15 protein-coding genes are annotated in these 21667 nt (G+C 72.3%); 13 read left to right on the forward strand and 2 right to left on the reverse strand.

Going from position 1 to position 21667, the window contains the following annotated elements; genetic code table 11:
* Nucleotides 1-77 precede the first annotated feature (77 nt).
* Nucleotides 78-824, forward strand: a complete 747-nt coding sequence (locus SNOUR_RS38785) for a type 1 glutamine amidotransferase (RefSeq protein WP_067356635.1) — start codon at nucleotides 78-80, stop codon at nucleotides 822-824.
* 292 nt (nucleotides 825-1116) lie between these two features.
* Here the strand turns inward: SNOUR_RS38785 and SNOUR_RS38790 are convergent, their stop codons facing one another.
* Complete coding sequence (locus SNOUR_RS38790; RefSeq protein ID WP_067356637.1) at nucleotides 1117-1587, reverse strand: DIP1984 family protein; 471 nt, start codon at nucleotides 1585-1587, stop codon at nucleotides 1117-1119.
* A 342-nt stretch (nucleotides 1588-1929) separates the two neighbouring features.
* Between SNOUR_RS38790 and SNOUR_RS38795 the strand changes: the two genes are divergently transcribed.
* The 3 genes from SNOUR_RS38795 (at nucleotide 1930) to SNOUR_RS38805 (ending at nucleotide 4995) form a co-directional block, all read left to right on the forward strand.
* Nucleotides 1930-3330, forward strand: coding sequence for an MFS transporter (locus SNOUR_RS38795; protein ID WP_312635328.1), 1401 nt, complete (start codon nucleotides 1930-1932; stop codon nucleotides 3328-3330).
* A gap of 202 nt (nucleotides 3331-3532) precedes the next feature.
* Entirely contained in the window at nucleotides 3533-4216 is a 684-nt protein-coding gene (locus tag SNOUR_RS38800) for a LysE family translocator (protein ID WP_067356642.1), read from the forward strand.
* 83 nt (nucleotides 4217-4299) lie between these two features.
* A complete protein-coding gene (locus tag SNOUR_RS38805) occupies nucleotides 4300-4995 on the forward strand; it encodes an HAD family hydrolase (RefSeq protein WP_067356644.1) in 696 nt (231 codons plus the stop codon).
* Between the two features lie 789 nt (nucleotides 4996-5784).
* Here the strand turns inward: SNOUR_RS38805 and SNOUR_RS38810 are convergent.
* Nucleotides 5785-6684, reverse strand: a complete 900-nt coding sequence (locus SNOUR_RS38810) for a GNAT family N-acetyltransferase (RefSeq protein WP_067356647.1) — start codon at nucleotides 6682-6684, stop codon at nucleotides 5785-5787.
* 195 nt (nucleotides 6685-6879) lie between these two features.
* On the opposite strand from SNOUR_RS38810, the gene SNOUR_RS38815 reads away from it, so the two are divergent.
* The 9 genes from SNOUR_RS38815 (at nucleotide 6880) to SNOUR_RS38855 (ending at nucleotide 21666) form a co-directional block, all read left to right on the forward strand.
* The gene (locus SNOUR_RS38815) at nucleotides 6880-7551 is read left to right on the forward strand and encodes a DedA family protein (protein ID WP_067356650.1); all 672 of its coding nucleotides are present in this window, start codon (nucleotides 6880-6882) and stop codon (nucleotides 7549-7551) included.
* Entirely contained in the window at nucleotides 7548-8633 is a 1086-nt protein-coding gene (locus SNOUR_RS38820; RefSeq protein ID WP_067356654.1) for a sensor histidine kinase, read from the forward strand. Before SNOUR_RS38815 ends, SNOUR_RS38820 begins: the two co-directional genes overlap by 4 nt.
* Nucleotides 8633-9268 carry a response regulator transcription factor gene (locus tag SNOUR_RS38825; protein WP_312636235.1) on the forward strand — a complete coding sequence of 212 codons (636 nt, stop codon included), beginning with the start codon at nucleotides 8633-8635 and terminating at the stop codon, nucleotides 9266-9268. Before SNOUR_RS38820 ends, SNOUR_RS38825 begins: the two co-directional genes overlap by 1 nt.
* A 488-nt stretch (nucleotides 9269-9756) precedes the next feature.
* Entirely contained in the window at nucleotides 9757-11226 is a 1470-nt protein-coding gene (locus SNOUR_RS38830) for a 3-phosphoshikimate 1-carboxyvinyltransferase (protein ID WP_079143172.1), read from the forward strand.
* Nucleotides 11223-12539: an aspartate aminotransferase family protein gene (locus SNOUR_RS38835; protein WP_067356659.1), complete on the forward strand. Its 1317-nt coding sequence runs from the start codon at nucleotides 11223-11225 to the stop codon at nucleotides 12537-12539. The genes SNOUR_RS38830 and SNOUR_RS38835 overlap by 4 nt, the downstream gene beginning before the upstream one ends.
* Nucleotides 12536-13753, forward strand: coding sequence for a Coenzyme F420 hydrogenase/dehydrogenase, beta subunit C-terminal domain (locus tag SNOUR_RS38840; protein ID WP_079143173.1), 1218 nt, complete (start codon nucleotides 12536-12538; stop codon nucleotides 13751-13753). The genes SNOUR_RS38835 and SNOUR_RS38840 overlap by 4 nt, the downstream gene beginning before the upstream one ends.
* Nucleotides 13750-14865 carry a 3-hydroxyacyl-CoA dehydrogenase NAD-binding domain-containing protein gene (locus SNOUR_RS45610; RefSeq protein ID WP_067356661.1) on the forward strand — a complete coding sequence of 372 codons (1116 nt, stop codon included), beginning with the start codon at nucleotides 13750-13752 and terminating at the stop codon, nucleotides 14863-14865. The genes SNOUR_RS38840 and SNOUR_RS45610 overlap by 4 nt, the downstream gene beginning before the upstream one ends.
* Nucleotides 14862-16829, forward strand: coding sequence for a non-ribosomal peptide synthetase (locus SNOUR_RS38850; protein ID WP_067356664.1), 1968 nt, complete (start codon nucleotides 14862-14864; stop codon nucleotides 16827-16829). Before SNOUR_RS45610 ends, SNOUR_RS38850 begins: the two co-directional genes overlap by 4 nt.
* The gene (locus tag SNOUR_RS38855; protein WP_067356665.1) at nucleotides 16822-21666 is read left to right on the forward strand and encodes a type I polyketide synthase; all 4845 of its coding nucleotides are present in this window, start codon (nucleotides 16822-16824) and stop codon (nucleotides 21664-21666) included. Before SNOUR_RS38850 ends, SNOUR_RS38855 begins: the two co-directional genes overlap by 8 nt.
* The last annotated feature ends 1 nt before the right edge of the window (nucleotide 21667 follow it).

Here is a 21667-nt window from a genome sequence, read left to right on the forward strand (position 1 = left end):
AGTCCGCCCCCTGACCTGCCACGTTACGGTGTAGGCGGAGCATTTCCCACCTGCTCGTCGCCTCCGGAGACCCTCTCATGCCCGCACGAACCGTCCTGATCCTGCAACACGTCGAAGTCGAGAAGCCCGGCATGATCCTCGACGCCTTGGACGGCAGCGGCCTCGACATCCGCAACCTGATCGACATTCCGGGCGCCTCGGCCAAGGACCTGCCTGCGGTGGCCGAGTTGGCGGGGCTCGTCGTGATGGGTGGCCCCATGAACGCCGACGACCTGGCCGGTCACCCGGCCCTGAAGGTGGAGCGCGAGCTGTTGGCCGACGCGCTCCGGCACGGGGTTCCGACGCTGGGGATATGTCTGGGGGCCCAACTTCTCGCTCGTGCCCGGGGCCTGGCGGTGCGTCCCGGCAGCGAACTCGGTCGGAGCAGCGAGATCGGCTGGGCGCCGCTGCTCGACGTGGACCGCGACGACCCTGTTGTCGGCCCGCTGGCCGACGCCCCCGGGGTACTCCACTGGCACGGAGACCGCATCGTCCCCGATCCCGGAACCCGCGTCCTCGCCCGTACCGACTCCACCGAGTGCCAGGCGTTCCGAGCCGGTCCGGTCGCCTGGGGCCTGCAGTTCCACCCGGAGGTCACGCCGCGCCTCCTCGACGACTGGCTCGCCGAAGCCGCCTTCGCCACCGAAGCCGAGGATGCTCTCGGTGCCGATGCCATCGACAGGCTACGAGCCGACGCCCGCGCCGTCGCACCGGCTCTGCGCCCGCTGGCCGAGCGGAGCCTGGCCCATCTGCGGAGCCTCTTCGAGGCACACGCCGATCGTTAGCGGCCGACTGCCCGCCAGCCGCCGGCCGATGAAGGCGGCTGTGCGAAGGCTGCACATGCTGCGATGAGGGAAACCCCGAGCCCGCCCTCGCCGTTCGGATCTGCACGTGGTGATGTGCTGTGCGGTGTGCACCATTACCTGTACGCGGTGCTGAGCTGCACGGTCATAGGGGAATCGAACCCCCGCGTTGCTCTTCACGCGCCAGGAGTGGGTTGGAAACACCGCCAACCCTCGGTGTGTGCACGCCTCCGAAACGGCTACCTGCTCCCCATCGTCTCGTCCGCCGGGACGGTCAGTCCAGCAGATCGGCTTCCCAGTTCGTGCGCTGGATCCGCACGTCGATTTCACGGATCTCGCGTGCGAGTTCATCCGCCTGACGGCGCAGTTCCGCGACCGGCAGCGCGGCGAGCATCATCAGCTCCGACCGGAGTTGCCGCCCGTAGCCCCGCTCGCCGGTGCCCGCTGCCGCATCCGCCGCCGCGGTGACCACCGCATGGCGCAGCCGCAGCACATCCCGGCGTGCGAGCGCGTCGGTGAGCGTGCCGTCCGGGCCCATCTCCACCGCGGCGTTGGTCCGGTTGATCCTTCGGATCAGCGTCTCCAGGGTGTCCAACACCTCACCGGCCTCGGCCAACAACTGGGCCGCATCCTCGGCGGGCGTCTCCCCTTCCTGGTACCGCGCGGTGCTGACGACGCGGGCCCGCAACTGCTCCACACGGCGCGTCGCTTCGGCGCGTTCTGCCAGTGCCTCAGCCAGCTTCACTGTCGGTACATCCTGTCCTTCGTCAGTTCGCATGAGTATAGGGGCGGCCACAGGCTGGTACGCACCTGGATTTTTGCTCCGGGGCGGTCCGAACCAGGCACCGGAGCCTCGTGGCACGCGGAGCCGTGCCGGTGTCTGGCTGTGCGGAGGGAAGTGTCGTCCGAGCGGCGGGGCTCCGGCGATGCTCGGAGCTGCGGCGGAGCACTCACACGGCGCAATCGTGTCGCCCGGGAGAGCGCTGTTGTGGGCGCGTCGAGTTTTGCGGCAGTGGCGTGGGCAATGCCTTCGGGGCCGCGGACCGGTCCGCAGCGACCGTCCGTTGCGAACTGCCCCTGGAGTGCCATGAGCACGGTTGTTGCCCGCAGCATGTCCGTGTCCGTTCCCTCAGCTCTTATCGGCCCCCTCCTCGTCTTCGTCCTGCTCGACGGGTTCATCCAGGGCAGCGTCGTCTCCCTGCTGCCCGTCATCCGCGACGCGTTGCACACCACCACCGGCCCGGCCATGTGGATCACCGCGGCACAGTTCCTGTCCGCCGCGGTGTGCGTACCGGCCTTCGGGCGCCTGGGCGATCTGTACGGCCACCGCCGCATGCTGCGGGTCGCGCTGGGGTCGATCACCCTCGGCTCCCTGCTGTGCGCCTTGGCGCCGACGCTTGCGCTCTTCCTCACCGGCCGAGTCCTGCTCGGTCCGCTCAGTGCCCTGCTTCCCTTGTCCGTGGGACTGGTGCGGGACCGACTGGACACCGCGGGCAGCCGCCGTGCGATCAGTCTGCTCGCCGCGGCGCTCATCCTCGGGGCGACGGCCGGTACGGCAACGGCAGGGCCCCTGGCATCCGTTGCCGGTGGTGGTCGCACGGTGCTGTGGAACCTGGTGGTGCTGGCCGGCGCGGGTTTCGTGCTCGCCCTGACCCCTCGCATCGCGGAGACCGGACGGCTGGCGAGCGGCAGGATGGACTGGAAGGGGGCCGTTCTGCTGGGCCTCGGCCTCACGCTGCTGCTCGGCTCCATCGCCCAAGGCACCACGAGAGGTTGGGGCTCCCCGCCGGTCGTAGGGGGCCTGCTTCTCGCGCCGATGGCCCTGGGGCTGTGGGTGCGTTCCTCGCTGCGGAGCAGCGAACCCCTGGTCGACGTGCGGGCGATGGCGAGCCGCGCCATCGCACCGGCCTTCGCCTGTGGTTTCACCGCGGGCGTCGTCATCCTCGGCGGGCAAGGCATCACCGTCGCCTTCCTCGACGCCGCCCCCGAGAAGGCCGGTTACGGCTTCGGCCTGCCGCACTGGCAGATCGGCCTGTGGATCGCGGTCCCGGCCCTGATCAGCTTCTTGACCGCCGGCGCGTCGGCTACCATCGGCCACCGACTGGGCTACCGCACCATGCTCGCCCTCGCCTTCCTCCTCGTCGGCGCCGGATTCGGGGTGCAGATCGTGGGGCACGCCGTCATGGCGACGTGGTACGGCGGCCACCTGCTCTCGGGCGTGGGCGTCGGTCTTGCGGTCAGTGGCCTGCCCACGGTGATCACCGAGGGCAGCCCACAGGACAGGGCGGCGGCGTCGACCGCCGTCTACTACAACCTCAAGACTGCCGGTGGCAGCATCGCCGGAGCCGCGGCGGCCGCGGTGTTCAGCGGCCTGTTGATCCAGTCCACGCATCAACCGTCGCTGACGGCCTACCTGTTGCTGTGGAGCGTGTGCGGCGTCCTCGCGTTGGCGTCGGCGGCCCTGATCCGCCTCACACCGCGCACATGACGGGGCCTCGGCGTCCCCTCGGCGGTCGGCCGCTGGTGGTGCCGGGCGACCGCTGCCAGGCACCGAGCTGTCGGTCATACTTCGCATATCGTTCGCTCTTCGAGGTGTGAGATGCGAAATCGACGATGAATGCCGCGATTCCTGCCCGATTCCGGGCAGGATTCTGGACGTTCCGTCGTTTGTCGACCTAGGGTGATCGCTCATGATCACCCTGCATGCAATAGGGACCTTCGCCCTGATAGCGGGTCTTCTCACCCTCACGCCCGGACTGGACACCGCGCTCATCCTGCGCACCGCGGCGCTCGGGCGACGTCGTCGAGCCTGGGGCGTGGTCCTTGGCATCCAGTGCGGCACGCTGGTCTGGGGCGCGCTCACCTCGCTCGGTGTGACCGCGCTGCTGACCGCCTCTCACCTCGCCTACGAGACTCTTCGTTGGGTCGGCGCCGCCTACCTGGTGTGGATGGGCGGCAGGATGCTGTGGGCCACCTGGCACAAGGCGTCGACCGAGAGCCCACAGACATCGGGGGCTGGTGACGCGACCGTGACTGGAAATGCGAGGACGGTCAGGGCCGGGCGAGGTGCCGGCGACACCCTGCTCGGCGGTTGGCGACAGGGCATCCTGACCAATCTGCTCAACCCGAAGATGGGCGCCTTCTATGTCGCGGTGCTCCCGCAGTTCATGCCCGCCGGTGCCCCGCATCCTGCGCTGGGCGTGCTCCTGGCCGGTGTGCACATCCTCTTGGCCGTTGTCTGGGCCTGTGCGCTGATCGCCTTCGCGCACATGGTCCGAGACCGCCTGCAACGCCCCTCGGTCCGCCGCTGCCTCGACCGCGTCAGCGGCACGGTCATCGCCGCCTTCGGCATCCGGCTCGCACTCGGGCAGTGAGGCGCCGGGCGACGCGACCGCACGTCCACCGACAGCCACCGGACCGACAACCCGTGCACCACCCGAAGCGAAAGGACAGCCGCATGCGCGTGCTCCCCACCAACACCGAGGCCGTGGTCTTCGACTGCGACGGTCTGCTGGTCAACACCGAAGTCTGCTGGACCGTCGCGGAAACGGCGATCTTCGCGGAGCACGGCCATCCCTTCGGTCATGAGCAGAAAGCCCTGGTCATCGGCCGCACCGTCGAGGACGCGGCGGAGTCCATGGCCCAGTACCTCGGTTGCCCCGGCGACGGCGGCGCACTCGCTGCCGAACTCCTCGCAAGAGTCCGCAAGGAGCTCTCCCGAGGGGCCGCAGCCCTTCCGGGGGCGTTGGAACTCGTGCGTGCCTGCCGGGCGGCCGTACCCGTCGCCGTGGCCAGCAACAGCCCCCGGGAACTGCTGGACGTGGCGCTGTGGTCGGCCGGCCTCGCCGACTGTTTCCCGCACTCGTTCGCCGCCGACGAGGTGCGTTCCCCCAAGCCCGCACCGGAGCTCTACCTCACGGCGTGCGAGACGCTCGGCGCGGCCCCGACGCGCTCCGTCGCCTTCGAGGATTCGGCCACGGGCATCGCGGCGGCACGCGCTGCCGGGCTCCACGTCGCCGTCGTACCGTCCCTGCCGGGCGGCGACCTCGACCACGACTGGCTCGGCACCAGCCTGGCCGACCCCGAACTCCAGGACTGGGCCCGCGAGTTGGGGTGCGGCGGTGCCTGTCGCCCCTCTCGACCGGTTGGCTGATCCGGCTCCGCCCCGGTATCTCGGCTGTCGCGTGGGGCCGCGCCGTCGGAGATCGGCCACGCGTTGGGGAGCCGTTTTGAAGGCGGCGTACTGCCGCTTGCCCAGTGCCCTGGCGTGGCGTTCCTCTGGTCATCACCACGAAGGCCGAGAGCATGTGCCGGCCGGCGGTCGGCGCCGTTCCCAGTCTCCGGTCAGGGTTTCAGGGTGGGGGAGAGGATGCCACCTGCGGTTTTCCGGCACTCCAACTCGCCGGTAACTTATGGATCGGCTGCTCTGTTCTGCCCTGCCCCTCCCTGCCCGGCCGCCACCGCATCGGGGTGGCCGGTGGTGCCGCGCTGTGGTCGCCTTCCGAACAGTGCGGTGTCTGCGGGCGCAGGGCGGTTGCGGTCGCGGCGCCGGAGGATTGACGCGAGGCTGGCAGAAGAGCGTGGCTCGCCTCGCACATGCGGTGTGCCTCGGCGAGTGCGCCGGACAGGAAGGCGGCGGCCATGGCGGCGATGCCTGACAACGGGCGCCAGCGGAGCGCCTACGACAGCGGATCGGTGATGGGAGACGCGCTGTTCGCCGGGGTGGCGATGACGTGTGGGCGCTGAGCAGGTCGCTCCATCCGGCGGCCGGCGCCGGCCGGTGAAGCCGAACCGGGCCGGGCGGCCGCGTGCGTTCACGCGGGCACGGCCACCGGGGCGATGTCCTTCGGGGCGTGCGCGGCCCTGTTGCCGAAGCCGACGTGAACCGGCGGTTCGTCGGCGTCCAGGAACAGTTCGGGCCAGATCGCGCCCCAGGGGCGTGTCAGAGGAAGTGCCCGTTGGCGAGGTAGGGCGCCGGGAGGGGCATCCCGCGGACGGCGAGATAGCCCTCTTGCGCGATGTCCAGGCGGGCCGCGAGGTCGACGTCGATCGCCCACTCGTTGGGGGCGGTGATGCAGTTGACCAGGGTTTTTCCCCGCGATGCGGCCAGGGCTTCCCACAGCAGCCGCTGTGCGACCTCCGGGTGCGCGGCGGCCAGTAGCGAGGCCCGGCCATGGCCGTCGATATAGGCGTACCCCGGCTTCGCCGCGTTCCGGGACACCACCAGCCGTGTGGAGCCGAGCAGTTGGCCGTGGTCGGGGCCGTGGCCCGCGATGCGCAGGTCCTGGTCCAACCGGTCCATCCAGGCGAAGTCGTCGGCTCCGCCCTCCCGCAGGCCATCGACCGCGGGGAGTGTGGACCGGTCGACGGTTCCGACCATCCGCATCTGTGGATGCAGGGTGAAGCCCGCCAGCCGGTATCGACGGGTGGCGCCCGGGTGGGTGCTGGAGGAAAAGATGCCGGCGCGGTCGCCGGCATGGTCGAGCACGGCAGCCATCAACCGCTTCCCGATGCCGCGGCCCTGATGGCTCGGTAGCACGCCGTAGGTCGCGAGGTACCACAGGCGGCCACGGTTCTGCGAAGCGGCGAATCCGACCACCTCGCCGGCCCCGTCAGCTCTGCCGGCCTCCTGCACCGCGACCTGGCATCCTGTGGGGTCGATGGTCAAGTAGAAGCGCATGCGGTCGATCCACTGCCCGGCGGCAGTCGCCGAACGCGGTTCGACTTCCGGGTCGCCGACCCGCCTGGCGATCTGGTCCGCCTCGAAGAACGTCACCGCCGATGCCCGCTCCGCCGAGACGAGGTCGTTCTCGTGCATCTGCCTGATCTGTACCGAGTCCATCGCTGAAGCGTAGGGACAAGTCGGGCAAGGTTGCATCTGGTTATTGTGCGATCACGGTGGGTGGTGTTCGTGTCGGTGGCCGGCCGGTGCCGTCGAGGAACGGGAGCGGTGGGGGCGGGAATTGCGGAAAACCGCAGTGCGGTCGGGCGGTGAACCGCATGGTGCGGGCCTGGTGCGCTGCCTAGCGTGGACCGCATGATCACCATGTTGGCCTCCGCGCCGCTTCCCGCATCCTCTGCCGAACCGGCCGGCGGCATCGCCGGGTGGGCCGTCGACGTCATGGGCGCCCTCGGTGCCGCCGGCGCCGGGCTGACCAACCTCGTTGACACCGTGTTGCCGTTCATCCCCAGTGAGGTCGTCCTCCCCGTCGCCGGATTCGCGGCCGGGCAGGGGCGGCTGAGTCTGTGGGCCGTGATCGTCTGGACCACCGTTGGCTCCCTCGTCGGCTCCTGGATCGTCTATGGGGTGGGTGCTCTCCTGGGGCGCGACCGCACTCGTGCGCTCGCCGCCCGTATTCCCCTCGTCCGGCCGCACGAGATCGACCGGGCCGAGGCGTGGTTCGAACGGCGCGGTCGCGCCGCGGTGTTGCTGGCGCGCATGGTGCCTGTGGTGCGCAGCCTGATCTCCGTTCCGGCCGGTATCCAACGCATGCCGCTACCGGCCTTCACCGCCCTGACGGCCGCCGGCAGCCTGGTGTGGAACACCGCGTTCGTCCTGTTGGGATACTGGCTGGGCGACAACTGGCGGCTGGTGGAGGAGTACGGGGGAATGGTGTCCAAGGTGGTGGTGGCGGTGGCCGCCCTGGCCGTCGGCCGTTGGTTCCTGGTGCGGTTGCGTCGCCGCCCGAGTGCCCGGCACCGCGCATGAGGCCGGTGCGGGCGGTCGCCGGTCTCGTGCTCGGCGCCGTCTCGGTGTGCGCCGCTCTGGCCGCCTTGGCCACCTGGGGCGTGGCGCGGTGCGGCGGGCCGGTGGTCGGGGCGGCCGCACTGGAGCAGCGGAGAGTGGCCGTGCTGTTCGGTGGGGATCCTGCCGGTGCGGAAGGCGTCGAGCCGCGACGGGCCGCCGCGTATCTGTGGTGCCGCATTCCCGTCGGGCTGCTCGGTGGCGGGGCGTTGTTCCTGCTGGTGGTGGGCGGTTGGACGGCCGGTTCCGGGCTGTTGCGCTGGCTGGCCGGCCATGACGTCGACGGCATGCGCCCGACCTGGCCGATCGTCGGGTACCTCCTGGCCGTCGGCCTGCTCCTGCTCTTCCTGGACCTGGCGGGACTGGCCGCCGTCGTCGAGTGGGAACGGCGGTTGGTGCGCCGCTTCCTCGGCCCGGACGAACTGGCCCGGATGCGCCGCCGGATCGACGAACTGGCCGCCACCCGTTCGGGGATCGTGGAAGCCGTGGACGCCGAACGGCGCCGCATCGAGCGTGACTTGCACGACGGACTGCAACAGCGCCTGGTCGTGGTGGCGATGCTGCTCGGACGGGCGCGTCGCAAGGACAGCGCGGAACTGTACCGGCAGGCACAGGCCGAAGCCGAGCAGGCAGTCGAGGAGCTGCGTCAGGTGGCCTGGCGGGTCTATCCCGCCACGCTGGACGCGTCGGGGCTGCGCGAGGCCCTGTCCCAGGACGCCGAACGGTCACCCGTCCCGGTCCGCATCAGCGGCGACCTGGCGCGGCGCCCGGCCCCGGCCGTGGAGACCGCCGCCTACTTCGCGGTGCGCGAGGCCCTCACCAACGCCGCCAAGCACGCCGGTGCCAGCCGGATCGATGTGGAGATCGACCAGGAGGCCGACCTGGTGCGCGTATCGGTACGCGACGACGGATGCGGCGGCGCCGATCCCGCGGGGCCGGGACTGGCCGGGTTGGCACGCCGGATCCGTGCCTTGGACGGACGTCTGAGCGTGGACAGCCCGACCGGCGGTCCCACGCGGGTGGTTGCGGAGCTGCCGTGCGCTTGATGATTGCCGAGGACTCGGCGCTGCTGCGCGAGGGCCTGGTCCATCTGTTGGCCGACGAGGGGCACGAGGTGGCGGCCGCGGTCGGCGATGCGGACGCGCTCTTTGCCGCGGTTGCCGCCGGGCCGCCGGACGTCGCCGTCGTGGACGTGCGCATGCCGCCCAGTCACACCGACGAGGGATTGCGGGCCGCGTTGCGGCTGCGGGCCGAACACCCCCGGGTGGGGGTGCTGGTGCTGTCGCAGTACGTCGAGCCCAGGTACGCCGCGGAGTTGCTGACGGCAGACACCCGCGGCCTGGGGTACCTGCTGAAGGACCGGGTCGCACGGGTGGAGGAATTCCTGTCCGCACTGGAGCGGGTGAACGAGGGGGAGACGGTGTTCGACCCGGAGGTGGTGCGCCGCATGCTGACCCGTTCATGCCACGCCGACGAACTCGGCCTGCTGACCGACCGTGAACAGGCCGTGCTGGCCCTCATGGCCCAAGGACACACCAACACCGCCATCGCCCAGCGCCTGTTCGTGTCCACCAGCGCGGTGGAGAAGTACACCAATGCGGTGTTCGACAAGCTGCGGTTGCCGCGGGACAGCGGCACCAACCGCCGGGTGTTGGCGGTCCTGCGCTTCCTCGGGAGCTAGGTGGTGTCTGTCGGGGTCGGGCACGTCGTCGCGCTGGTCGCGGTGGTGTTGTCGGGGCACTGCAACCCAGGGGTGCCCCGTGTGGTGACGTGCTGCGCGATCATGAGAAGCCGCCTTGGAATCCTTTCAAATTTTGGGTGATTAGGGGAGCTTGCGCAGGGGAAGCGGTACTTTCTTCGGTGCTTATAGGGGATGACCGCCTATCAGGGAATGATCCAACTTTCGTTGACATCCGCTCGGCCGGGGTGGTTGAGTCGAATGCGCCAGCGAGTCCCCCTGGGGGTTGCCGAACCAGCATGAACGATTGCGCCGACACGTGATTCCCATGTGTCCATGAGCAGCCCGGCCGCCTCCGGCAGGGGTTTCCCCTCTCCTCGATTCAGTGACGGCTTCGGAGTGTTGTGTGCGTCAGCGCAGGTGTGATTCGCCGCAGGGGACGGTGCGGTCGGCTGTTCCGGGTCTTGCGGCCTCAGGGAAGGGAGCAGGGCGTGCCTGAGGTGCGGAAGACCGTCCGGGAAACGGTCCGGGGTGCCGTCGACGACGGTGCCCGGCGATTCGACAGACCGGCGACCGACGCGGCGCACCTCGTGGTGGACGGTGGCCGGGAGTTGGAGCGCCGCGGCCCGTTGACCGTCACCGTGGCAGGCGACAAGTCGGTCAGTCACCGGGCCCTGCTGGCCGCCCTGTTACCCGGTGCCCCCGCCGTCCTCACCGTCCGCAACGCCAACTCGGGAGGCGCGGTACGGGCGTTGCTGCCTGCGCTGGGTGCGTTGGGGTTGCGGGTGGACGACGAGGGGGGTGGCACGCTCGTCGTGCGCCGTGGCGCGGCGCCCGTACCGCAGGCGGTTCGCGCGCACTCCGGCATCACTGCCTGGCCCGCGGACGTGCCCTATTTGGAGACCGGCGGATCCAGTGCCGCGGCGCGATTGCTGATCGGGCTGCTGGCCGGGACCGGAACCCGTGCGGTCGTGGACGGCGACGAGGTCTTGCGCCACCGGCCGATGGAGTGGATCGTCGATCCGCTGGTCGAACTCGGGGCGGAAATAGACTACTTGGGTGACGCTGGGTGCTTACCCGTGCTGGTGCGGGCACCGGTGTGCCGGTCCGGGGCGGTGGAGTTGTCCGTGGGAAGCGCCCAGGCACGGTCCGCGGTGCTGCTCGCCGTGGCCGCGGCCGGGCTCCCGGCCACCGTGCGGCACCCGGTCCGTTCGCGCGACCACACCGAGCGGATGCTCGCCGCGTTCGGCGCGGGACTGGACGCGCGCGACCGCACGATCACCTGGGACGGCGGGCCCTACACCGTCCCGTCCGTCATCGACGTCCCCGCCGACCCCTCCCTCGCGGCGTATCCCGTGGCAGCCCATCTGATGTGGGGCGACGGCGCCGAACTGCGCGTCCCGGGCGTCTGCCTCAACCCGACCCGGCTGGGGTTCTTCGAGGTCCTGCGGCGGGCCGGTGCCGACATCTCGTACGAGGACGAACGGCGTACCAGTGGTGGTGAGCCGATCGGCACTGTGGTGGCCAGGGGCGGACTGGAGGGGCTGGAGTCGGTACGGGTCGACGATCCCGCTCTGCTGCACGCACTGATCGACGAGGTGCCGCTGCTCGCCGTGGTCGCCGCACTCCTGCCCGGCACGTCGAGGATCGGATGCGCCGAGGAACTGCGGTTCAAGGAGACCGACCGGTTGACGACGACGGCGCGCATGGTCGGTGCGTTCGGGGCCCGGGTCGAGGTGGCGGCGGACGGCCTGACGGTCCGCGGCGGAGCCGCCCTGCGCGCCGGCACCGTGCCCGGCTTCGAGGACCACCGCATCGCCATGGCCGCCGCGACCCTGGCGATGTGCCTCCCCGGACGCACGACGGTGCGCGGCGGCGCCTGCCACCACACGTCATTTCCCGACTTCGCCGATGTGCAACGTGCCGTCGGCGCCCGGATCGTGGAGGACAGTCAGCGATGACCGACTTAGTGACCGACGCGGCGGCCGGTGTGCGGGGAAGGAGGGACGGCGCCGGCGCCGTGGAGGCGCGGTCCACCGGCAGCACGCTCGGCCCCGAGTTCAGCACCGGCAGCGGCCCGTGGCTCCACACCGAGGACGGCACCGCCTGGTTCGACGGTACGTCCGGAAGCGGCGCGGCGACCCTCGGCCATCAGCACCCCGAGGTGACCGCCGCCGCGGTCGCCCAGCTCGACCGCCTGACCCACACCGGCTGCAAGCTCGGCTCGGACGCCCGGACGCGCATGGTCGAACGGATCGGTGCGCTGTCGCCGTACCGGGAGCCCGCGGTGCTGCCCACCGCGACCGGGGCCGAGGCGGTGGAGTCCGCACTGAAGATCGCCCGGGCGGCCACCGGACACCAGGCGGTGGTGGCCTTCCGGCACGGCTACCACGGCAAGACCGCCGGAGCGCTGGCCCTGACCTGGCGACCGGAGTTCAAGACCTACAGCGCACCGCAACCCGACCATGTCGTCACCGCGGAGCTTCCCGACCCCCGCGCCGGCGACCAGGCGGACGGCATGGTCCGCTTCGCGGCCGGTCTCGCCGCCGCGCTGGACGCCGCCGATCGCCGGGGCGGCACCGCGGCGGTGGTCCTCGAACCCGTCCAGGTGACCGAAGGGGTGCTCCCCGTATCCAGCGCGATCCTCGACGAGATCGCGCGGCAGACGCACTCCCGGGGCGCGCTGCTGGTGTTGGACGAGATCTACACGGGGCTGGGGCGGGCCGGGCGGCTGTTCACCGCCGAGCTGATGACCCGGACCCCGGATCTGACGCTGCTCGGCAAGACGCTGGGCAACGGCTTCCCGATCGCCGCCGTGGTGGGGGAGCGGGCGGTGCTGGACGCGCTGCCGCCGAGCGTGCAGACCTCCACCTTCTCCGGCCATCCCGTCTCCTGCGCCGCGGCCGCCGCGGTCGTCGACATCGTCGAGCGGCAGGACGTGGCGGGCCGGGCGCGGACGCTCGGTGAGCGGCTGCGGGCCGACCTGACGGAACTGGCCGCCCGCCACCCGTGGATGCACGCCGTCCGCACCGTCGGGGCGCTGGCCGCCTTCGACTGCGTACCCGACGGGCGGTTCGATCCCGCCCTGGCCAAGGCCGTCACCGGTGCCGCGCTGCGGGAGCGGCTGTTGCTGTTCGGCGGCGGCCCGGAGGGCGCCTCGGTCAAGATCGTGCCGCCGGCTCTCCTAGAGGAGGCGGACTACCGCTGGCTGGTGGAGCGGATCGCGACGGCGGTGACGCAGGCGGAACGGGCGGACGGGAGCGGTCGGACATGACGTTCCAGCAGCTCCAGAAGGACGTGCTGGATCCGGGCCTGTGCACCGTGTGCGGGGCCTGCGAACTGGCCTGTCCGGCCGGGGTGATCGGCTTCGACGGACTGGACCCCGTGCTCACCACGGAGTCCTGGACCGCCGCCGACTGCGCGGACTGTTCCGACTGCCTCGACGTCTGCCCGGGAGCCGACCCCGGCACCCCGGCGGCCGAGGAGCGCCTGTTCGGCCGCACCCGCACCCCCGGGGAACGCTGGATCGGCGTCTTCTCCGAGGTGGTCGCCGGGCACGCCCTGGACCCGGTGGTCTACGAGACGTCCGCCAGCGGCGGCAGCCTGACCGCCCTCCTCCAGACCGCCATGCACAGGCTGGAGGTGACGGCGGTGCTCTCGATGGGGCGGGACGAGAAGGAGCCCTGGCGGGCCGCACCGGCCCTGGTGCGGGACCCGGACGTCCTGGTGGAGACCGCCCAGTCGACCTACCAACTCGCCCCGTACTTGGGTGCGTTACGCCCCCTGATGATCGAGGAGCCCGACGTCCGGGTCGCCATGTCCGGGGTGGCCTGCCACATCCAGGCGATGCGCAAGCTCCAGGCGATGGACACCGAGGCGGGCCGCTGGGCGCGCGAGCACGTGGTGCTGCTGGTCGAACCGGCCTGTTCCTCCAGTACCCGCCCCGAAGGAACCGCCGCCGTGATCCGCGAGCGGGCGGGCGTCCCCCTGGACTCCGTGGTCCGGCTGCGCTACCGCGACGGCGCCTACCCCGGCGACATCGCCATCCGCACGGACGACGGAGCGGACCACCGGGTGGAATTCTGGCGCGCGGTGCGGGACTTCGCGGGGAACAAGACGCACCGCTGCCTGTCCTGCGGTGACTGGATGTCCGGACTGGCCGACGTCAGTGTCAGCGACGGCGATCCGAACATCTTCGCCGCGAGCGTGACCGGCGCCGAACAGCCCAAGCACGGCCGGGTGTTCATCCGCACCCGGGCCGGCGCCGAAGCGGTCGCCGCGGCGCGGGAGCACGGACTGCTCGCCGACGAGCCGGTCGATCTGGCCGGGCTCAACCTCGGACTGGAGCGCAAGCGCAACCGCCGGGCGTCCTACGAGCGGTCCGGCAAACCGGTGCCGCTGGGACCGATACCCGGGTATCAGGAGGAGCTGGAAATCGTGCCCGACGAGAAGTGGATCGCGGCCCCGGAGCAGGAGGAAGACAGATGACCGCGGTGCGCGGAATCCCCGCCGGGGGCCGGACGACGGAACCGGACGCCGTCCGGCAGTCCACCCCCACCACCTTGCTGGTACGACAGTTGGTCGCGGACGGGGCGGCCGAACCGCTGACGGAGCAGGTGCACAGGGAACCGCCCGGCCGCGGCGAGCTGCGGCTGCGCGCCGAGTGGAGCCTGGTCAGCCCCGGCACCGAACTGCACTACCTGGACCGCAGCGCACGGACCGGAGAGCGCTTCCCCCTCGGCTACTGCTCGGCCGGGGTGGTGGAGGCGGTCGGCCCCCAGGCCCCCGGATACGCCCCCGGAGACCGGGTCATCGCGATGGGCTGGGGCGAGGCCGTGCACAGCGAAGCGGTCACCGTCCCCTACCGGCTGTGCCGCCATGTCCCGCACGACCTGGACCTGGCGGACGCGGTGGTGGCCGGCCTGGCGGCGACGGCCGTGCACGCGGTGGACCGTGCGGTGCTGGAAGCCGACGACGAGGTGGTCGTGGTCGGCGCGGGTATGGTCGGGCAGTTGGTCGCCCAGACCGCGGCGGCCCGCGGGATACCGGTCACCCTGGTCGATCTCCGCCCCGAGCGGCTGCGCACGGCGGCGGCGCTCGGCCTGAACGCGGCCGACGGCGCAAGCTTCTTCGCGACGGACTCCCCGCGGGCGCGCCCGACGGGCGGCCGGTGCGTCTTCCTGTGCGGCACCGGCGACGCGGGCGAGGTGATCGCGGCGGCGGCCCGCTGGGCGGACCGGGCGCCGGGCCGGCCGAGGCTGGTCGGCGTGGGCCGCTTCGCCGCGCACATCGACTTCAGCGTGGAACTGGGCAACCTCGACATCCGCTACGCCGCCCGCTGCGGCGCCGGCTACCGGGACGCGGCCTACGCACGCGGACTGCGCGACGTGACGGCCCCGGCCGGCGAGGGCACGGTCACCGAGAACCTCCAGCGGGCCCTGGACCTGATCGACATCGGCGCCATCCGGCCCCGGGAGATGGGGCTGCCGCGCCTGCCCCTGGACCGCGCGGCACAGGCGTACGCAGAACTGCGCGAGCGGCCCGCGCACCCCGCCGTCCTCCTCGGCTACGGCCCGCACGAGGGCGGGGGGACGCCGTGACCGGGGACACCCCGGTGTCCGAAGCGGCCCTCGGGCACCGGCCGTTCCCCACCGCGCAGCAGGCGGGGACGCTCGTCCACCGCTTCCTGGAGCAGGCCGCGGCACACCCCGACCGCGAGGCCGTGGTCACCCCCGACGCCCGCTGGACCTACCGCGAGACCGCGCGGCGCTCGGCCCGGATCGCCACCGCGCTGTCCGCGGCCGGCCTGCGGCCCGGTGACCGGGTCGGCCTGCTCTTCTCGCACGGTGCGGAGATGATCGCCGCCCTGCTCGGTGTGTTGCGCGCCGGCATGTCCTACGTGCCGCTGGACGCCTCCTACCCGGAATCCCGGCTCGGCCACATGGCCGACGACGCCGGCATCCGCGCGCTGGTCGCCCTCGCGGCCAACGCGCCGCTCGCCGACCGGTTGGCCGGCACCCGACCGGTGCTGGCATACGAGGATCTGGTGCCGACGGCAGGCACGGACCCGTCCGGTGCCGACGCGGCGGACGCCGCCGACCCGCCGGCGCCACCGGTGCGCCCGGACAGCGAGGCGTACGTGCTCTACACCTCCGGCTCCACCGGGCGTCCCAAGCCCGTCGCGCAGATCCACCGCAACGTGCTGCACCACACCCGGGTCTGGACCGACGGCCTGGGCATCGGCCCGTTGGACCGGGTCACCCTCCAGTCCGCCTACAGCTGGGACTCCGCGGTCCAGGACACCTTCGCCGCGCTGCTCAACGGCGCCGCGCTGTACCCGGTCGACCTCAAGTCCCTCGGCATCACGGGCCTGTTGGAGTGGATGGCCGCCGAACGCGTCACGGTCTACCACTCCACGCTCCCCGTCTTCCGGGCACTGGTCCGGGCCATGGCATCGCGCGCCACCGAGCTGCCCGGGATGCGGATGCTCGCGCTCGGCGGCGACACCCTGCACCTGGCCGACCTCGACGCCGCCCGGCGGTCCTTCGGGGCGCGCTGCCAGGTCGCCGGCGCCTACGGCTCCACCGAGTGCTCCTGCGCCCTGCTCCGGGTCGCCGACCGGAACTACCGGCCCCCCACCGGAGTGTTCCCGCTCGGGTTCGCGGTGGCGGAGACGGAAGTACGGCTGGAGGACGCCGAGGGGCGCGTGGTGCCGGGACCGGGCGAGGGCGAGATCGTCGTCGAGAGCCCCTATCTCGCACCGGGCGCGGTCGCGGACGGCCGCACCTACCGCACCGGCGACCTCGCCCGGCGCCTCGACGACGGCACACTGCTGCTGATCGGGCGCCGCGACTTCCAGGTGAAGATCTCCGGGATCCGGGTGGAGACCGGCGAGGTGGAGAGCGCGCTGAAGGACCTCCCCCAGGTGACCGAGGCGGTCGTGATGCCGTTCGACGACCGGTCGGGGGAGCGGCAGCTCGCCGCCTATCTCGTGACGGCCGACGGCGCACGCCCCGAGCCGTCAGCGCTGCGGGCCGCACTGCGCGGCACCCTGCCCGCCCACGCCGTACCGGCCGCATTCGTCTTCCTGGCGGCACTGCCGCTGACGCCCAACCACAAGATCGACCGTGCCGCGCTGCCGCCCGCGCTCAGCGCGGCGGACCCCGGCCGGACCACCGCAGAGCCCGGCAGCTCCGGCCCTGCGGGAGCCGGGCCCTTGGCGCGGGCGGTGGCCCAGGCATGGTGCGAGGCACTGGGCACCGACACCGTCGGCCCGGACGACAACTTCTTCGACCTGGGCGGCACCTCGCTGCGGATGGCCGCCGTGCACGAACGGCTCACCCGCACCGTCGCGCCCGACCTGCGGATGACCGACCTGTACCGGGCCCCCACCCTCCGCAGCCTGGTGGGGCTCATCGGCGGTGACGACCGGCAGGACTCCGCGGCGGGCGCCGCCCGGGGAGCCCGCCGCCGCACCGCCCACGGCGGCCGCCGCGCCGCGGCCCGCACCCGCAACGCTTCGTCCCTCTCGAACGACCGGCAACCAGGAGGCACTTGTGACTGACCGTCCCCGCGGTGAGACGGCCGCCACGGCGACCCCCGCCGACACCGCCCCAGACGGCCGGATCGCCCTCGTCGGCCTGGACTGCCGACTGCCCGGCGCGCGCAACCACACGGAGTTCTGGCACAACCTGGTGGCGGGCACCACCCACATCACCGACGTGGACGAGGAACAGCTGCAGGCCGCCGGAGTGGCCCCGGAGACGTTCGCCAACTCCCGTTACGTGCCGCGCGCCTCGGTCCTGGAGGACGCCGACCTCTTCGACGCCTCGTTCTTCTACCTCAGTGCCCGCGAGGCCGAGCGGATGGACCCGCAACTGCGGCTCTTCCTCCAGTCCTCCTGGTCCGCACTGGAGCTGAGCGGCCACGACTCCGAGCAGTACCCCGGCCGCATCGGCGTCTTCGCCGGCGCCCTCAGCAGCACCTACCTCCTCCACAACGTGCTGACCGGGGAACGCGGCTTCGACGGCTCGCTGCCCCGGATGCGCGAGGACCTGGCCACGCTGATGGGCAACGACCCCAACTACCTCGCCACCAGGGCGTCCTACCACCTCAACCTCACCGGCCCGAGCATCTCGGTACAGACCGCCTGCTCCACCTCGCTGGTGGCCGTACACCTGGCGATGCAGAGCCTGCTGTCGCAGGAGTGCGACGTGGCACTGGCCGGCGGGGCGGCGCTGCGCTTCCCGCAGGAGGCCGGATACCTCCACGAGACCGACGGGATCACCTCGGCGACCGGGACCGTGCGCCCCTTCGACACGGCGGCCGACGGCACCCTCTTCGGCAACGGCATCGGGGTCGTCGTCCTCAAGCGGCTGGAGGACGCGCTCGCCGAGGGCGACACCGTCTGGGCGGTGCTGCGCGGCTCCGCGGTCGGCAACGACGGCGCCGACCGCGTCGGTTACACCGCGCCGGGCGTCGCGGGCCAGGCCGCCGTACTGGCCGAGGCGCTCGCGGTCGCCGACGTGGACCCCGCGACCGTCAGCTATCTGGAGGCGCACGGCACCGGCACCAAGATGGGCGACCCCATCGAACTGGCCGCCGTGGCACAGTCCTACCAGGTCACCGGCGCACCACCGCTGACCATCGGATCGGTCAAGGCCAACCTCGGCCACCTCAGCACGGCGGCCGGTGTCACCGGACTGATCAAGTGCGCCCTGATGCTGCACCACCGCACACTGGTCCCCACCCCGCACTTCACCGCATGGAACCCCCAGTGCGCCGTGGCGGGCACCCGCTTCCGGATCGGCACGCGCACCGAACCCTGGCGGTCCGCGGACGGCGGACCGCTGCGCTGCGCCATCACCTCCACCGGCATGGGCGGCACCACCGCGCACGTCGTCCTGGAGGAGGCCCCGGCGGCGGACCCGGCCGCCCGGGGCGCCGCGCCCGCACCGCCGGTGGTGCTGCTGCCGGTCTCCGCCAAGTCCCCGGCCGCACTGGAGACCGCGCGCCGGGAGCTGGCCGACCACCTCGAAGCACCCGCCCAGGAGACCGGGCCCGCGGCCGGCGACACCGCGGCGGACCACACCGGCGCCCTCGGTGACACCGCCCTCGACGACACCGCGTACACCCTCGCCACCGGCCGCCGCACCTTCAACTACCGCGCCGTGATCACCGCCCCCGACCGGGCAACGGCCGTGCGTGCCCTGCGCACCGCCGACCCGCGCTTCACCCACCAGGACTCCGGGCAGCCCGCCGACCGCCCGGTGGTCCTGCTCCTCCCCGGCCAGGGCGCCCAGCACCCCGGCATGGGCCAGGGCTGGTACGAACACCTGCCGGTCTTCCGCGCGGCACTCGACGAATGCGCCGAACTCCTCGCCCCGCACCTCGGCCTGGACCTGCGGGACGCCCTCTACCCCCGGCTCCGCGGATACCGGGGCGAGCCCCACGACGTGGGCCGCACCCGGCTCACCCAACCCGCCCTGTTCGCCGTCGAGTACGCGCTCGCCCGGCAGTGGTCGGCATGGGGCGTGCACCCGGCCGCCCTGATCGGGCACAGCGTCGGCGAGTACGTGGCCGCCACCCTCGCCGGGGTGTTCCGGCTGCCCGACGCGCTACGGGTGATCGCCGAGCGCGGCCGGCTGATGGACGAGCTGCCCGGCGGGGTGATGGCCGCGGTGATGCTCCCGCCGCAGGAGCTGGCCGCATACCTCGACGGCGGCGAGGTCGCGCTCGCCGCCGTCAACGAGCCGGCCGTGTGCACCGTCGCCGGTCCCAAGGAAGCCGTGCGCGAGCTGACCACCCGGCTGACCGCCGACGGCGTCGCCCACCGCAAGGTCGTCACCTCGCACGCCTTCCACTCGGCGATGATGGACCCCGTGGTCGGCCCGTTCACAGAGCTGCTGCGCGGCGTCGAACTGGGCCGCCCCCAGACCCCGTTCCTCTCCAACCGCACCGGCACCTGGATACGCGACGAGGAGGCGCGGGACCCGGAGTACTGGGCCGGGCAGCTGCGCGAGACCGTACGGTTCGCCGACTGCCTCACCACGGTGCTCGCCGACGGCGACCACGTCTTCCTGGAGGTCGGGCCCGGTCAGACGCTGGCCACCTTCACCCGCCGGCACCCGGACCGCGAGACCGGTGTGCCGGTCATCACCTCCGCGGCCCGCGGCCGGGACGCCGGTGCCGATCTGACCGCGGTGACCGCCGCACTCGGCCGGCTGTGGGCGGCCGGCCTCACCGTGGACTGGCAGGGCTACTACGCCGACCGCGAGCGGGCCCGGGTACCCCTGCCCACCTATCCCTTCGAAGGGACCCGCTACTGGGTCGAACCCGGCAACGGGACCCTCACCGGCACCGGCACCGGCGCGCGTACCGTGCGCAAACTGCCGCTGGACCAGTGGTTCTCCACCCCCGTGTGGCGGCAGGCCGTCGGCACCCTCGACGCCACCGCCGAACCGATCGCCGACCCCGTACTGCTCTTCGCCGACGCCCAGGGCACCGCGACACGGCTGGCCCGGCACGCCTTCGCGGGCGAGGTCCTCACCGTCACCGCCGGCACCGATTACCGACGCGAGGGCGACAGCTGGACCCTGCGGCCGGACTCCGAGGACGACCACGCCCGGCTCATCGGCGACCTGCTCGCCGAGGACCGCCTCCCGGACCGCATCGTGCACGCCTGGTCCACCGCTCCCCTGCCCCCCGAACGCGGGAAGGAACGCTTCGAACAGGCCCAGCGCAACGGCCTCTACAGCCTGATGGCCCTGGTCAAGGCGGTCAGTGCGCACGGCGTCACCCAGCCCCTGCAGCTGGACCTGATCAGCGCCGGTGGCTACGCCGTCAGCCCCGCCGAGCCCGAACCGGTCGCCGAACTGGCCCCCCTCGCCGTCGCCGCCCGCGTCATCGGCCAGGAACACGGCAACATCGGCTCCCGCCACTTCGACCTCCCCGCCACCCCCGACGACCGCTCGCTGCGCACCCTGGCCGCCGAACTCGCCGGACAGCGCCGCCCCGAGGTCGCCACCACACTGCGCGGCGCCACCCGCTGGATCGCCGACCTGGAACCGATCCGCGCCGACTGGACCGCCAAGGCCGCCTCCCGGCTGCGCGACGGCGGCGTCTACCTGATCACCGGCGGTCTCGGCGAGATCGGCTCCACCATCGCGCACTGGCTGCGCCGCGAATGCCCCGGCGCCCGGCTGGCACTGCTCACCCGCGATCCGCTGCCACCGCGCGAGAGGTGGGACAGCCGGCTCGCCGAACACGATGCGGACGACCCGACCGCACTGCGGATCACCCGGCTGCGGGCCCTGGCCGCCGAGGGCGACGAGCCGTTCCTGGTCCACGCCGACGTCGCCGACGAAGACGCGCTGCGGGACGCCGTGCACCAGGTCACCGCACACTTCGGCACGCTCGACGGTGTGGTGCACGCGGCCGGACTGCCCAGCGAACAGTGGGACCGGGCGATCACCGCGGCCAGCGTCGAGCAGTGCCGATGGCACTTCGCGCCCAAGGCACACGGCCAGATCGCGCTGGAGAAGGTCCTCGCCGACCAGCCGGTGGACTTCTGCCTGTTGCTGTCCTCCTTGGCCGGGGTCCTCGGCGGGCTGCGGCTGCTCGGCTACGGCGCCGCCAACCACTTCATGGACGCCGCCGCCGAACGGGCCAACCGCGGCCTGGACCGCACCGTGTGGATCAGCGCCGCCTGGGACGTCTGGCAGCACCACCAGGACGAGAAGCGGGCGATCTCCGCGATCGGCCGCAGCATGGACGACAAGGCGATCCAGCCCGAGGAGGGCCTGGAGGCCATCCGCCGGCTGCTGACGCTCCGCGACGTCTCCCATGTCGCCGTCTCCACCTGGGACATCGCACACCGGCTGGACCAGTGGGTGCGCGACGAGCGGATCGCCCGGCCCACGGCCGGCGGGGCCACCGGCACCGTCACCGGCGAGGCCGCGCGGGGCGAGGCCGCCGACGACCTGACCGAGCAGGTGGCACGCCTGGTCCGCGGGGCGCTGGGCCGCGAGGACATGCCGCTGGACGGGGACATCTTCGAGTTCGGCGGTGACTCGCTGCTGATCGTGCGTCTGCTGTCCGACATCCGGGAGCAGTTCTCGGCCGAGGTGCCGCTCGCCGATGTGCTGGGGGAACCGACGCCGAGGGCACTGGCCCGATTCGTACAGGAGCGGATCGACGCCCGGGCGCAGGCACCGGCGGTGGCCGACGGCGACGACATCGAGGCGCTGGCCGCGGAGTTGGCCGCCCTCGACCCCGACGAGGTCGAACGACTGCTGGCCGAAGCCCAACAGGAAACCGCCCAGCAGCCAGCCGCCCAGCAGCCAGTCACCCAGCAAGAAGCCGCCCGGCCGGGCGGGACCGGCCAGGAACAGGAGCGCTGAC

The organism is Streptomyces noursei ATCC 11455 (assembly GCF_001704275.1).
Taxonomy (GTDB): Bacteria; Actinomycetota; Actinomycetes; order Streptomycetales; family Streptomycetaceae; genus Streptomyces; species Streptomyces noursei.

What these genes read in the sequence shown, in the direction of transcription:
- SNOUR_RS38785 (WP_067356635.1), top strand. Translation starts at nt 78, where the DNA reads ATGCCCGCACGAACCGTCCTGATCCTGCAACACGTCGAAGTCGAGAAG.
- SNOUR_RS38795 (WP_312635328.1), top strand. Translation starts at nt 1,930, where the DNA reads ATGAGCACGGTTGTTGCCCGCAGCATGTCCGTGTCCGTTCCCTCAGCT.
- SNOUR_RS38800 (WP_067356642.1), top strand. Translation starts at nt 3,533, where the DNA reads ATGATCACCCTGCATGCAATAGGGACCTTCGCCCTGATAGCGGGTCTT.
- SNOUR_RS38805 (WP_067356644.1), top strand. Translation starts at nt 4,300, where the DNA reads ATGCGCGTGCTCCCCACCAACACCGAGGCCGTGGTCTTCGACTGCGAC.
- SNOUR_RS38810 (WP_067356647.1), bottom strand. Translation starts at nt 6,684, where the DNA reads ATGGACTCGGTACAGATCAGGCAGATGCACGAGAACGACCTCGTCTCG.
- SNOUR_RS38815 (WP_067356650.1), top strand. Translation starts at nt 6,880, where the DNA reads ATGATCACCATGTTGGCCTCCGCGCCGCTTCCCGCATCCTCTGCCGAA.
- SNOUR_RS38820 (WP_067356654.1), top strand. Translation starts at nt 7,548, where the DNA reads ATGAGGCCGGTGCGGGCGGTCGCCGGTCTCGTGCTCGGCGCCGTCTCG.
- SNOUR_RS38825 (WP_312636235.1), top strand. Translation starts at nt 8,633, where the DNA reads ATGATTGCCGAGGACTCGGCGCTGCTGCGCGAGGGCCTGGTCCATCTG.
- SNOUR_RS38835 (WP_067356659.1), top strand. Translation starts at nt 11,223, where the DNA reads ATGACCGACTTAGTGACCGACGCGGCGGCCGGTGTGCGGGGAAGGAGG.
- SNOUR_RS38840 (WP_079143173.1), top strand. Translation starts at nt 12,536, where the DNA reads ATGACGTTCCAGCAGCTCCAGAAGGACGTGCTGGATCCGGGCCTGTGC.
- SNOUR_RS45610 (WP_067356661.1), top strand. Translation starts at nt 13,750, where the DNA reads ATGACCGCGGTGCGCGGAATCCCCGCCGGGGGCCGGACGACGGAACCG.